This window comes from Rhodoferax sp. GW821-FHT10B06, assembly GCF_059415605.1.
Genome location: NZ_JBWKNO010000020.1, coordinates 44,591 through 57,554, shown reverse-complemented (window position 1 = coordinate 57,554; position 12,964 = coordinate 44,591). Strand labels below are relative to the sequence as shown.

14 protein-coding genes are annotated in these 12,964 nt (G+C 64.5%); 6 read left to right on the top strand and 8 right to left on the bottom strand.

The features are described 5' to 3' along the window. Positions 1-52 precede the first annotated feature (52 nt). Complete coding sequence (locus AC07O2_RS22820) at positions 53-970, top strand: LysR family transcriptional regulator (RefSeq protein WP_495234513.1); 918 nt, start codon at positions 53-55, stop codon at positions 968-970. Between the two features lie 17 nt (positions 971-987). On the opposite strand, the gene AC07O2_RS22815 is transcribed toward AC07O2_RS22820, so the two are convergent. The 4 genes from AC07O2_RS22815 to AC07O2_RS22800 form a co-directional block, all read right to left on the bottom strand. After that, complete coding sequence (locus AC07O2_RS22815) at positions 988-1,467, bottom strand: VOC family protein (protein ID WP_495106350.1); 480 nt, start codon at positions 1,465-1,467, stop codon at positions 988-990. A gap of 124 nt (positions 1,468-1,591) precedes the next feature. After that, positions 1,592-3,022: an MFS transporter gene (locus AC07O2_RS22810; RefSeq protein WP_495234512.1), complete on the bottom strand. Its 1,431-nt coding sequence runs from the start codon at positions 3,020-3,022 to the stop codon at positions 1,592-1,594. Continuing rightward, the gene (locus tag AC07O2_RS22805; RefSeq protein ID WP_495234511.1) at positions 3,019-3,423 is read right to left on the bottom strand and encodes a (R)-mandelonitrile lyase; all 405 of its coding nucleotides are present in this window, start codon (positions 3,421-3,423) and stop codon (positions 3,019-3,021) included. The genes AC07O2_RS22810 and AC07O2_RS22805 overlap by 4 nt, the downstream gene beginning before the upstream one ends. A gap of 218 nt (positions 3,424-3,641) precedes the next feature. Beyond that, positions 3,642-4,361 (bottom strand): alpha/beta fold hydrolase, encoded by a 720-nt coding sequence (locus AC07O2_RS22800; RefSeq protein ID WP_495234510.1) that lies wholly within the window; start codon positions 4,359-4,361, stop codon positions 3,642-3,644. A gap of 32 nt (positions 4,362-4,393) precedes the next feature. On the opposite strand from AC07O2_RS22800, the gene AC07O2_RS22795 reads away from it, so the two are divergent. Continuing rightward, a complete protein-coding gene (locus AC07O2_RS22795) occupies positions 4,394-5,185 on the top strand; it encodes a hypothetical protein (RefSeq protein WP_495234509.1) in 792 nt (263 codons plus the stop codon). Then, on the top strand, positions 5,182-6,180 hold the full coding sequence (locus AC07O2_RS22790; RefSeq protein ID WP_495234508.1) for a GlxA family transcriptional regulator: 999 nt from the start codon (positions 5,182-5,184) through the stop codon (positions 6,178-6,180). Before AC07O2_RS22795 ends, AC07O2_RS22790 begins: the two co-directional genes overlap by 4 nt. Positions 6,181-6,186: 6 nt before the next feature. On the opposite strand, the gene gfa is transcribed toward AC07O2_RS22790, so the two are convergent. The 3 genes from gfa to AC07O2_RS22775 form a co-directional block, all read right to left on the bottom strand. Further along, entirely contained in the window at positions 6,187-6,756 is a 570-nt protein-coding gene (gene gfa, locus AC07O2_RS22785) for an S-(hydroxymethyl)glutathione synthase (protein WP_495234507.1), read from the bottom strand. Between the two features lie 188 nt (positions 6,757-6,944). After that, positions 6,945-8,051 (bottom strand): S-(hydroxymethyl)glutathione dehydrogenase/class III alcohol dehydrogenase, encoded by a 1,107-nt coding sequence (locus tag AC07O2_RS22780; RefSeq protein WP_495076624.1) that lies wholly within the window; start codon positions 8,049-8,051, stop codon positions 6,945-6,947. Between the two features lie 219 nt (positions 8,052-8,270). Next, positions 8,271-8,459, bottom strand: coding sequence for a hypothetical protein (locus AC07O2_RS22775; protein ID WP_495097749.1), 189 nt, complete (start codon positions 8,457-8,459; stop codon positions 8,271-8,273). Positions 8,460-8,482: 23 nt separating this feature from the next. On the opposite strand from AC07O2_RS22775, the gene AC07O2_RS22770 reads away from it, so the two are divergent. The 3 genes from AC07O2_RS22770 to AC07O2_RS22760 are packed head-to-tail and all read left to right on the top strand — an operon-like array spanning position 8,483 to position 12,449. Further along, positions 8,483-9,730, top strand: a complete 1,248-nt coding sequence (locus AC07O2_RS22770; protein ID WP_495234506.1) for an acyl-CoA dehydrogenase family protein — start codon at positions 8,483-8,485, stop codon at positions 9,728-9,730. 28 nt (positions 9,731-9,758) lie between these two features. Beyond that, positions 9,759-11,012, top strand: coding sequence for an SfnB family sulfur acquisition oxidoreductase (locus AC07O2_RS22765; RefSeq protein WP_116607046.1), 1,254 nt, complete (start codon positions 9,759-9,761; stop codon positions 11,010-11,012). A gap of 3 nt (positions 11,013-11,015) precedes the next feature. Beyond that, positions 11,016-12,449 (top strand): LLM class flavin-dependent oxidoreductase, encoded by a 1,434-nt coding sequence (locus AC07O2_RS22760; protein WP_495234505.1) that lies wholly within the window; start codon positions 11,016-11,018, stop codon positions 12,447-12,449. Positions 12,450-12,585: 136 nt separating this feature from the next. Here the strand turns inward: AC07O2_RS22760 and AC07O2_RS22755 are convergent, their stop codons facing one another. Then, positions 12,586-12,960: a nuclear transport factor 2 family protein gene (locus tag AC07O2_RS22755; protein ID WP_495234504.1), complete on the bottom strand. Its 375-nt coding sequence runs from the start codon at positions 12,958-12,960 to the stop codon at positions 12,586-12,588. Between the last annotated feature and the right edge of the window lie 4 nt (positions 12,961-12,964).

The window sequence follows — 12,964 nt, the reverse complement described above, 5'->3', positions numbered from 1 at the left end:
CCTCAGGCTGGCAGAATCGGCACATACGAATACCGATACAAGCTGCCCACCCATGGCCCGCGAGAACTTCAACGATCTGCATGCCTTCGTACTGGTTGCGCGCGAAGGCAGCTTTACCCGGGCTGCCGCTCAGCTACGGGTGTCACAGTCGGCGCTGAGCCACACGATTCGCGGCCTGGAAACCCGGCTGGGCATACGCCTGCTGACCCGCACCACGCGCAGCGTGTCGCCCACCGAAGCCGGGCAGCGCCTGCTGCTCACCCTCAGTTCCCGCTTTGAAGAGATCGAGGCCGAACTGGCCGCGCTGAGCGAGCTGCGCGACAAGCCCGCCGGCACGGTGCGCATCACCGCCGCCCACCATGCAGCCCGCACCGTGTTGTGGCCCAAGCTGGCCAAGCTGCTGCCGCACTACCCGGACATCAAGGTCGAGATCGTCACCGAATCGCGCTTCGTGGACCTCGCGGCCGAGCGTTTTGATATGGGTGTGCGCCTGGGTGACCAGGTGGAAAAAGACATGGTGGCGGTGCGCATCTCGTCCGATTTGCGCATGGCCATCGTCGCCACGCCGGCCTATTTTGCAACGCGCGGCCTGCCGCAAACGCCGCACGACCTGGCCGGGCACAACTGCATCAATCTGCGGCTGGCCACGCTGGGTGGCATCTATGCCTGGGAGTTCGAGAAAGACGGCCAACCGCTCAAAGTGCACGTAGAAGGCCAACTGGTGTTCAGCGACAGCGTGCCCATGCTGCAGGCGGCCTTGGAAGGATTCGGCGTGGCCTGTGTGCCCGAGGACATGGTCGATGCGCACATCGCCCAGGACCGCCTGGTGCGCGTGCTGGAAGAGTGGTGCCCCTACTTTCAGGGCTACCACCTGTACTTCCCCCGACGTCGCCAGTCGCTGCCGGCGCTGGCCCTGGTGGTGGACGCGCTGCGCCACCGGCCCGCAACTGAGGACCTGTTGACAGTCTAAGAAACCGCTGGCGGGTATCAGCCGCGAAAGGCCGCTTCGATCTTCGCGATGTCGATCTTTCTCATCTTCATCATCGCATCAAAAGCCCGCTTGGCCGCGGCACGGTCAGGGTGGGTGAACGCGGCAGTCAGGGCGCGTGGCGTGATCTGCCACGACAGGCCCCACTTATCCTTGCACCAGCCACAGGCGCTTTCCTGGCCGCCGTTGCCCACCACCGCATCCCACAAACGGTCGGTTTCGGCCTGGTCATCGGTCGCAACCTGGAACGAAAAGGCTTCAGACTGCTGGATCCCCGGCCCGCCGTTCAGGCCTACACATGGAATGCCGATCACGGTGAACTCGACCGTCAGCACATCGCCCTGTTTACCTGCGGGATAGTCACCGGGCGCGCGATGGACGGCACCCACCGCGCTGTCCGGAAAGGTCTTGGCGTAAAACTGCGCGGCGTCCAGGGCTGTGCCGTTGTACCAGAGACAGATCGTGTTTTTAGGGACCATGCTCGCTCTCCAATCGGTTGCAGGCCTTGCATCCTATCGCGCAAGCTACGGAATACGAACCCACCAACAAGACCCTGCTCTTATCAGCAGTACCGCCCTGAAACAACCGTAACAGCGATAGCCGTCATAGGGTCCGGCAAGCCACCGGCCCGCGGCGCCGCTGCGGCAGCACGATCAGCCAGAGCACTGCAGCCAAGGCCAGCACCAGCATCACCGAGCCCGCAGAAAACGCTGCAGCAATCCGGTGCGCCAGCAGCGCCCGCGCATCCAGCGTGCCCTGGTCCACCGCCGCAAACACCACCACCAGAATCGCCAACCCCAGCGAGCCGCCCAACTGGTGGGCCGCATTCACCAGGCCGGACGCGGCACCCGCATCCTCCCGGCGCACACCGGCGATACCCGCTACCGTCAGCGGGCTCAGCGTGCAGCCCTGGCCCAAGCCCAGCAGCACCATGGGCAAGGCGATACCGGTCAGGTATAGCGAATTCACCGACACCCAGCTGAGCCAGACCATGCCCAGCACGGTGGTAGCCAGGCCCGCTGCCAGCACACGGCCATTGCCAAAGCGCTGGGTCAGCCGGGGCACGGCCATGGCCGCGGCGAAGTTAGGAATGGTGGTGGGCAAGTACGCCAGGCCCGCCTCGAACGGGCTGAAGCCCAGCACACTCTGCAGAAACTGCGTGGTGAAAAACCAGAAGCCCACCATCGCCCCCAGGAACAGCACCCGCGCCACATAGGCCCCAGCCCGCTCGCGGTGGGCAAACAGGCGCAGCGGCATGACGGGCTGCTGCACCCGCGACTCATGCCACACCAGCAGGGCCAATAGCAGCAGGCCCGCAGCCAGCGACGCCACGGTCAGCCCATCGCCCCAGCCGGTACTGGCCGAGCGCACCAGGCCGTAGACCAGCGCGCCCATGCCCAGCGTGGAGGCCACGGCACCCAGCACATCAAACTGGCCCGATGCATGGCGCTCCGTTTCCTGGATGTAGCGCCGCGCGCCCCAGACCACGGCCAGGCCTATGGGCAGGTTGATGAAGAAGCCCACACGCCAGGACAGCCAGTCGGCAATCACGCCGCCCAGCACCAGGCCTATGCTGGCACCCACACCGGCGGTGGCGCCGTACATGCTCAGGGCCCGGGTGCGTTCCGGCCCTTCGGCAAAGTTGGTGGACAGCAAGGCCAATGTCGAAGGCGCCAAGATCGCCGAGCCTATGCCCTGCACCGCGCGGGCGCCCAGCAGCCATTCGGGAGACTGCGCCAGGCCTATCGCCAGCGAGGCAAAAGTAAACAGCGACATACCCCACAGAAACATGCGGCGCCGGCCCAGAATGTCGCCGGCCCGCGCGCCCAGCAGCAGCAGGCCGCCAAAGGCCAGGGTGTAGGCGTTTTGCACCCAGCTGAGCTCGGTGGCGCTGAACTGCAGGCTTTGCTGGATCTTGGGCAGCGCGGTGATGACGATGGACACGTCCAGCAAGGTCATCAAATAGCTGACCAGCACAATCGCCATCACCGCCGTGCGGTGTGTGGCGGTGCCCGACGTACTTGCGTGGTTCATAGGCTGTCCAGCCTGTATTGCGCATCGCTGACCTGCTCCAGCCAGGCGGCCGTGCTGCCGTCCAGCTCTTCCTGGATGGCGGTGTGCGTCATGGCCACATGGGCCTGGGCGCCGTGCCAGTGCTCTTCACCGGCGGCAATCCACACCACGTCGCCGGGGTGGATCTCTTCGCGCGGGCCGCCACGGCGTTGCACCCAGCCGGCGCCTGAAGTGACGATCAGCGTCTGGCCCAGTGGGTGCTGATGCCAGGCGGTGCGGGCACCGGGCTCGAAGGTGACGCTGGCGCCCAGCGCACGTGCCGGCGGGTGGGCGGGAAACAGATAGTCCACCTGCACCGTGCCGGTGAAATAGTCGGTGGGGCCTTTGGCGGAAGCTTGTGCGCCGTTGCGTTGGATGTCCATGGTGAGGTTCCTAAGTTTCGTGGGTGCAGTGGGGTGCACTGCGACGAAAAGAACTTTATCCATGGAGGCCGCCCTTGATAAGACGGTTAAATTGGCATGAACCTATGAGATTGGCTCACGAATCCATCACTGCTAAAAATTCAGCAAAAAACAGGCTCTAGCGCAGAATCTACCTGCGCAAGCAGCTATGAAAAGTGTAGTAGCGCTGTACAGAGGGCTTATGCCGGGCTCCAGTCCAGCCACTGCAGCAGCGCCTGGCACACGGCATCGGCCTGCTCCATAGTGCTCATATGGCCGGACTGCTCAACCACGTGCAACTGCACCGGCGCCGCCCGCAGCAGCGCCTGCATCTGCGCGTGCCGGGCCACGGGGCTCCAGGCATCTTCGCGGCCGCACAGCAGCAGCGTGGGGCAGCGGATCCAGCCCAGCAGCGCGGTAGCGTCCGGGCGATGCAGCAGTGCCTGGATTTGCGCGGCAAACACCTCGGGCGTGCTGCGCTCGATCATGTCCAGAATCTGCTCGAACAGCGGGCTGTCCAGCCGCGACGGGTGCACCATGCCGCGCGCCCAGTCACGGCCCATGGCGCGCATGCCGTCCTGGCGCGCGGTCTGCAGCAGCGCCATGCGGCCGGCACGCTCCTTGTCGCCAGCAGCGCCGGCTGCCAGGGCTTCAAAACCTGTGTCCAGCAAAGCCAGGCGCTGGATGCGGTCCGGCTGCTGGTGCAGCACCTCCAAGGCCACGCGCCCGCCCATGGAATGGCCGGCCAGTGCCAGCGGCCCAGGGGGTGCGGTCTGCAGCACATGCTGGGCCATGGATTCGATGCTGTCCAACGTGCCGTAGCTGGCCACCATGCAGGGACTGCGCTGTTGCAGCGCGGGCAACATGTCTTGCCAAACACTGGCATCGCACAACAGGCCGGGAAGCAGAACGAGTGTCATGCGCAGATAGTAGCCTGACTACACTGCGGAGCATGCCTCTCCCCCCAAAGCACAGCGCGCAAAATCATCTGACCAGCTACTACTGGAGCGGCGACGCCCTGCGCAGCCGCAGCGTGGGTGCGCATGTGCTGGCCGGCACGGTGGACCTGCCGGCGCTGCCCCTAAGGCTACTGGCGGACTGCGAGCGGGAAATCCTGCACCAGGGCCTGGAGGCTGGCGACGTGGAGCCCCTGCCCTGGGCGCGTGCACGGGCGCGCTGGCCGGGCTACCCGGCCTGGGTGCAAGCCATGTCCGATTGGCTCCGCAGCTTTGGGCTGCACAACGCACTGGCCGGTAGCGACGTCGCCCTCATGGCCTGCCTGGGCGCTCGCTACCACCATGATGCAGCCCATTACGGCAGCGCCGCTTTCTGCAACCTGTTTCTGAGCGAAGACAAGGGGCTGGACGTGCACTTTCCGCACACCGGCCAACGCATCCCGCTGCGCCGGGGCACGGCCTTGGTGTTCGACACCGGCCAGCCGCACGCCGTGATTCCACGCCACCGCAATGCCTTCCAGGCGGCCGACTTTGGACCTGGGCAGGACTGCAGCCAGCTGTTCCTGACCTGGGAACTCCCCATCGAGGATGCGCATGTCGCGCAGGCACTGCAATTGAACTTTGACGTAGACACCACTAGCGCCCAAAGACTGGATGCCGAGCAAATCTGGTGGCGAGGCGCACCGGCCCAGGTGTGCCCAGACACCGGCCAGTGGCGCGCGGCCAGCCCCGATGGCTCGCCGACAATCGCCCCTCCACACAGCACTCAGCGCCCCCAGCTTCCATGACGAACCTTCCTAAACAAACCCCGCGCAGAGTCGACGTGGTGGTCTACGCCGGCTTCAAGGCGATAGAGGCAATTGGTGCCATGAGCGTATTCGAATACGCCAACCTGCATCTGCTGCAAGAAGGCCGGCCAGCGGGCTATGCACTGAACATCGTGTCCGTCGCCGCCGGCCCGGTGGCCTCGGACACCCATATGCTGCTGCAGGCCGCCAGCGGGGTAGACGCCAACGACCTACCGCACACCGCCATCATCGTGGGCGCACGGCAGATTGAAAAAGCAATGGCGGCGCACAGCAGCATCGTGGACTGGGCGGCGGCGGTAGCGCCGCGCATCGAGCGCCTGGTGGCACTGTGCTCGGGCTGCTTCTTCCTGGCGGCAGCCGGTGTGCTGGACGGCCTGCCCGCCACCACGCACTGGAGCGTGGCGACACTGCTGCAAGAAAAGTTTCCGGCGGTGCAGGTACAGGCCGACGCGATCTACCTGCGCTCAGGCCGCTTGTGGACATCGGCCGGGGTCACCGCCGGCATCGACCTGGCCCTGGCCCTGGTGGAAGAAGACTACGGCCGCAGCCTGGCGCTGCAGGTGGCACGCGACCTGGTGGTGTACCTGAAGCGGCCCGGTGGGCAGTCGCAGTTCAGCGTGCACCTGAACAGCCAAAGCACCAGCCACCCCGGCATCCGCGAGGTGCAAGACTGGGTGCTGTCCAACCTGTCGCTACCGCTGGACGTGGCCATGCTGGCCGACCGCGCCGCAATGAGCGAGCGCAACTTCCGCCGCGTGTTTGCCAAAGAGGTGGGCAGCAGCCCGCTGCAGTTCATCGAGTCGGCCCGGTTGGAAGCTGGCCGCCGCCTGCTGGAAGAAGGCGAGCTGCCCCTGAAGTCCATTGCCGGGCGCATAGGCTTTGCGTCCGAGCAGTCGCTGCGCAAGCTGTTCATCAAGCGCCTCGGCGTGGGGCCGCAGGCATACCGCGAACGCTTTGGCGGGGCGCGGCCTTGAAGTTTTTTAAGCCGCCTTGCGCAGCTTGAAAACCTGCGTAGCCAACACGTCCATCAGCGTGGGCGACAGGCAGTCGTAGGTCTCCAGCCCGGCGTCGCGCAGCTCTTTGCGGATGCTGGCCATCTGCTCAGGCGGCGTGCCGGTCTCGATGATGGACGAGACAAAAGCCGCGAACTCCGGCCCGGCCCAGCCGGCGTCTTTCGACAGCTCGGTGTGGATGAAGGCCAGTCCATAGAACGCATGGTCCTTGTTCTCGACGGGGCCAAACATATGCACGCCACAGGCCTTGCAGGCATGGCGCTGGATGGTGGCGCTGGGGTCGACGATGTGCAGCTTTTCAGGGTGTGCGGTGACATGCACCTTGTCGCGCGACACCACGCCGACGATGGAGAACAGCGCGTTGGCCGGCTTCCAGCATTTGCTGCAGCCGCAAGCATGGTTGTGCGCCACCTGCGCATCGACCCTCACCACCACAGGATCGCTGCTGCAGTGGCAGGTCAACGTGCCGCCGCTGAAACCCGGTGCGCCCGGTTTCTTGCTTTGGCCCAAAGCGGGATGCAATACGGATGTGCTCATGTGTGTCTCCTCAAAGTCCACGCGGAACGGCCGCGCACCGAAAACAACACGTTTGCAGGTAATCAGTCCGTGCCTACAACCGTTCGGGCTGAGGTTCGAAGCCTCTATCCGCCGCACTAGGCACTTCGACAGGCTCAGTGCGAACGGGGTGGAGGGTGTATAGGCCCCATGCGCACCGGCTGGAAACGTCAGTACAGCACCACGCCGCGAATGGACTCGCCGCGCTTCATCAAGTCAAAGCCCTTGTTGATGTCCTCCAGCGGCATGGTGTGGGTGATCAGCGGGTCGATGCTGATCTTGCCTTCCATGTACCAGTCGACGATCTTGGGCACGTCGGTGCGGCCACGGGCGCCACCAAAGGCCGAGCCTTCCCATTTGCGGCCGGTGACCAGTTGGAACGGGCGTGTAGATATCTCGGCACCGGCCTCGGCCACGCCGATGATGATGCTGCGGCCCCAGCCCTTGTGGGTGCATTCCAGCGCCTGGCGCATGACCTGGGTGTTGCCTATGCATTCGAAGCTGTAGTCGGCACCGCCGTCGGTCAGTTGCACGATGGCGTCCACTACGTTCGGTACTTCCTTGGGGTTGATGAAGTGGGTCATACCGAACTGGCGGGCCATGGCCTGGCGCTCGGGGTTGATGTCCACGCCAATGATCTTGTCGGCACCCACCATCTTGGCGCCCTGGATCACGTTCAGGCCGATACCGCCCAGGCCGAAGACCACCACATTGGCGCCGGCTTCCACCTTGGCGGTGAACAGCACGGCACCGATGCCGGTGGTGACGCCGCAGCCGATGTAGCAGACCTTGTCAAAGGGCGCGTCCTTGCGGATCTTGGCCAGGCTGATCTCGGGGGCCACGGTGTAGTTGCTGAAGGTGCTGGTGCCCATGTAGTGGAAGATGGGTTGGCCGTCCAGGCTGAAGCGGCTGGTGGCGTCGGGCATCAGGCCTTTGCCCTGGGTGCCACGGATGAGCTGGCACAGATTGGTCTTGCGGCTGAGGCAGAACTTGCACTGGCGGCATTCGGGGGTGTAGAGGGGGATGACGTGGTCGCCCTTTTGCAGCGTGGTGACACCGGGGCCGACATCGACCACGATGCCGGCGCCTTCGTGGCCGAGGATGGCGGGGAAGATGCCTTCTGGGTCGGCGCCGCTGAGGGTGTAGTAGTCGGTGTGGCAGATGCCGGTGGCTTTGATCTCGACCAGCACTTCGCCGAACTTGGGGCCTTGCAGGTCCACGGTTTCTATGGTCAGGGGGGCGCCTGCTTTCCAGGCTACTGCGGCTTTGGTTTTCATGGTGTGTGTCTCTCTTGCGGTCTACGCGCGGGGATGAAATATGGACGCGAATGTAATGCTGCGCCGGCCCGCGCCGCGCTGCAATCGGGCCCATCCAGCATGAATGGCCGTGTTGGGGCGCAACTTGGCCGGATTGCACCCCTGCCAAGCATTTGCTATATAAAACATAGCTACTCGCGCAGGTAATTCGTGCGCCAGAGCCCTAAAACACTTGAATTTTCAAAACGCAAACCCCACAGCCGCCACTGCTGCCAGCGCAGCACCTGGCCCGCAGTCTGCTGCAAAACCAGCAGCAGCAGTGCGCCACACAGCCCCTAAGCCCTTGATTTTGTTCATAAAAATATTGGCACAGTCCTGGCATATATGGAATATGCGACCAAACCATTGCGGCTTCAATGCAGTGGGCATATCAACATTCCAGGAGAACCGCCATGAACCCCCATCCCACGCCGGCCACCGCTGCTTGGAGCCCCTACGACCACCCCACCCTGGCCGACAAGTTCCGCCCCATCTTCCAGCGTATCGCCGACACCGTGCTGGAACGCGAGCGCACGCGCACCCTGCCGTTTGAACCCATCACCTGGCTGAAGCAGGCCGGCTTTGGCGCGGTGCGGGTGCCGGTGGAGCACGGCGGCGGCGGCGCGTCGATTCCGCAGCTGTTCCAGCTGTTGATCGAACTGTCGGAGGCCGACTCCAACGTCACCCAGGCGCTGCGCGGGCATTTCGCGTTTGTCGAAGACCGGCTGAACGCGCCGGCCAGCCCCCAGCGCGATGTGTGGCTCAAGCGCTTTGTGGCGGGCGAGCTGGTGGGCAATGCCTGGTCGGAAGTGGGCAGCGTGGCGATTGGCGATGTCATCACCAAGGTGTCGCAGAAGGACGGCGGCTGGGTGGCCAATGGCCGCAAGTTCTACAGCACCGGCAGCATCTTTGCCGACTGGATCGACCTGTACGCGCGCCGTGCCGACAACAACGCAGACATCATCGCGGCGGTCAGCACCCACCAGCCGGGCGTGCAGCAGCAAGACGACTGGGACGGCTTTGGCCAGCGCACCACCGGCAGCGGCACATCGGTGTATACCGACGCCAAGATTGCCGAAGAAAACATCTTCCCCTTCGAGACCCGTTTCAAGTACCAGACCGCCTACTACCAGCTGTTCCACCTGGCCACGCTGGCCGGCATTGGCCGTGCGATTGAGCGCGACGTGGCCCAGCAGGTGCGGGACCGCCAGCGCGTCTACAGCAACGGCAACGCATCGCACGTCAGCCAGGACGCGCAAATCCAGCAGGTGGTGGGCCAGATATCGGCCTTGGTCTATGCCGCCGAAACTACGGCCCTGCGTGCCACCCTGCCCGCCCAGCGCGCGTTCGAAGCGCGGCTGCAGGGCGACAACGCCGAGGCCGAGCGCCAGGCCAATATTGACGCCGAAATCGAATCCGCCCAGGGCCAGATCGTCGTGTCCGAGCTGGTGCTGCGCGCGGGCACCGACCTGTTCAACGCGTTGGGCGCATCCGCCGCCAGCACCAGCAAGTCGCTGGACCGCCACTGGCGCAACGCCCGCACCGTGGCATCGCACAACCCCATCGTCTACAAGTCGCGCATCGTGGGCGACTGGCGCATCAACGGCACCGAGCCGCCCTACGTCTGGCAAATCGGCAACGGCACAGGCCGCAAGGTTTGAACCTGTCTTTCATCTTCAAGGAATTACCATGAGCACTGCCACCCTGGACCGCCCCCGCGTCAACTCCACCGCGCCGTTCACCGCCCGCCCCCGCCCCAGTCAACCGGCCCACGTGATCCGCGACGATGCCGAAGCCATCACCGTGGCGCACCGCTTGGCGGCCGAGTTCCGCACCGAATCCGCACTGCGCGACCGCGAAGGCTTGCTACCACTTTCAGAGCTGGACGCGTACTCGCAAAGCGGGCTGTGGGGCATTAACGTGCCCAAAGCCTATGGCGGTGCAGGCGTCTCCTACGCCACGCTGGCGCAGGTGATACGCATCCTGGCCGAGGGTGACTCCAGCCTGGCCCAGATCACGCAAAACCACCTAGCGCTAGTTGCCCACATCGGGCTGGATGGCACGCCGGCCCAGCAGGCCGAGCTGTTTGGCCTGGTGCTGCAAGGCATACGCTTCGGCAATGCGTTCTCGGAAAAAAACAGCAAGAACGTGGCCGCGTTCGAGACTACCTTCAAGATCGAGGGCGACACCGCTGTGGTGAACGGTCAGAAGTTCTACACCACCGGCGCACTGCTGGCGCACATCGTGCCCATCGTCACGGTGGACCCGCTGGAAGGCAAGGGCTACCTAGCCTTTGCCGACCGCAATGCCGACGGCCTGACGGTGCTGAACGACTGGTCCAGCTTTGGCCAGCGCACCACAGCATCCGGTTCGATCCAGATCGTGGATGTGCGCGTGCCGTTGAGCCGCCTGGTGCCCGTGGCCGCGTTCGACCGGCCCACGGCAGCGGGCGCGATTTCGCAGATCATCCAGGCCGCGATTGATGGTGGCATCGCCGCCGGCGCGATTGCCGAGACCATCGCCTTCGTAAAGAACCGCAGCCGCCCCTGGATAGACAGCGGCAAGGAAACCGCTGCCGAAGACCCGTTCACCATCAGCGCCATCGGCGACCTGACGCTGCGCCTGCATGCGGCCGAGGCCCTGCTGGAGCGCGCCGGCCGCGCCATCGACCTGGCCCTGGCCGAGCCGAACGAGGCCACGGTCAACGCCGCCACCCTAGCCACAGCCGAAGCCAAGGTGCTGACCACCGAAGCCGCGATTGCCGCCACCAACAAGCTGTTTGAACTGGCCGGCACCCGCTCCACCCTGGCCGAGCACAACCTGGACCGCCACTGGCGCAACGCCCGCGTACACACCCTGCACGACCCGGTGCGCTGGAAGTACTACCACCTGGGCAACTACCACCTGAACGGTGTGCACGCCCCACGCCACGCCTGGAGCTAGGCAATGGCCCGACACATCCGCTTCAACGCGTTCGAAATGAATTGCGTGGCCCACCAGTCCCCCGGGCTGTGGGCCCACCCGCGCGACAGGTCCTGGGAATACAAGGACCTGCGCTACTGGACCGACCTGGCCAAGACGCTGGAGAAGGGCTTCTTCGACGGTATCTTCATTGCCGACGTGATCGGCTACTACGACGTCTACAAGGGCAGCAACTACCACGCGCTGCAACAGGGCGCGCAGATCCCGGTAAACGACCCGCTGCAGCTGGCCGCGCCCATCGCCATGGTGACCGAGCACCTGGGCATAGGCATCACCGCGTCCACCTCGTTCGAGCACCCCTACACCTTTGCGCGGCGCCTCTCCACCGCCGACCACCACACCCAAGGCCGGCTAGGCTGGAACATCGTCACCTCCTATCTGGAGAGCGGCGCCAAGAACATCAGCCAGGGCGGCCTGCGCCACCACGACAACCGCTACGAGGTGGCCAACGAATACGTGGAGGTGCTGTACAAGCTGCTGGAAGGCAGCTGGGAGGCCGACGCCGTGGTGCGCGACCGCGCCAAGGGCATCTTCGCCTACCCGGAAAAGATCCACGAAATCGCCCACAAGGGCAAGTACTTCGACGTGCCCGGCTACCACCTGAGCGAGCCCTCGCCGCAGCGCACACCGGTGCTGTACCAGGCAGGTGCCTCCGGCCCCGGCAAAAGCTTTGCGGCCCAGCATGCCGAGTGCGTATTCGTCGCCGCGCCCACGCAAAACGTGCTGAAGAACTATGTGCGCGACGTGCGCGCGCAGGCAGCCATTGCCGGGCGCGACCCGCACAAGCTGCTGGTCTACAACCTGGTGACGGTGATCGTGGATGAAACCGACGCCAAGGCGCAGGCCAAGTTCGAGGAATACCAGCGCTACGCCTCCTACGACGGCGCGCTGGTCTTCATGTCTGGCTGGACCGGCATCGACTTCGGCCAGTACGCGCCCACCGAGCTGGTGCGCAAGGTGGACACCAACGCCATCCTGTCCGCCGTGGAAGTGCTGGCCGGCGGCGACCGGTCCTGGACCATCGAGGAGTTGGCGAAGTGGGGCGGCGTGGGCGGCCTGGGCCCGGTGTTCGTAGGCTCGGCCGCCACCGTGGCCGACATCCTGCAACAGTGGGTGGAAGCCACCGATATCGACGGCTTCAACCTGGCCTACGCCATTGCGCATGAGACCTTTGAAGACGTGGTCACCCACCTGGTGCCCGAGCTGCAGCGCCGCGGCGTCTACCCCACGGCCTACAAGCCCGGCACGCTGCGCGAAAAACTGTTTGGCGACGGCCCCCTGCTGCCCGCCAGCCACCCGGCGCAGCAGTACCGCGATATTGAAAAGGTGAAGAGAGAGGGTGGGCAAAGAAGCGCGCCAGCGGCGGCGGAGACAGAGCGGGAGGCTGCTTTGTCTTAAACCGTCATATTGGCGTTTGCTTCATTTTTAATAGCTGCCAGCGCAGGGCTCTTCTGCGCTGGTGGCTATTTTTTCTTGTGGATCGGAATACGAGGACAACCGTTGGTGCCGCGATTCGCATTCTGCGAAGTCGCGCTTACCAGGCCTCTGCGGCTGGCGTTCCTTGGTGGTAGCGCAGCTGCCACTGGCCATCTACCTGCATCCAGATAGATGAACGCAGCGTGTGATTCTCCAGACCACCGTGTTGTTGGCGGTGCGCCGAGCGGTAAGTAAGCAATGCCACCCCGGCTGCAGGTTCGTACACCGAGAAGTCACTTGAGACCACAGGCGGAGAAGTCTGCTGCGCGCCCAGGAAGCGAAGAACCGTTGCACGATCGTATTCACGTCCTGAGCGGCCTACTTCTGAGAAGTCTTTGTGTAGCAACTCCTCTAGGCGACCGACTTCACAAGGAACACCCGGATGGTGTAGCTCGACCTCTAGGGCTTGAATGGAGGAGAGGAGAGAATTCATAGAT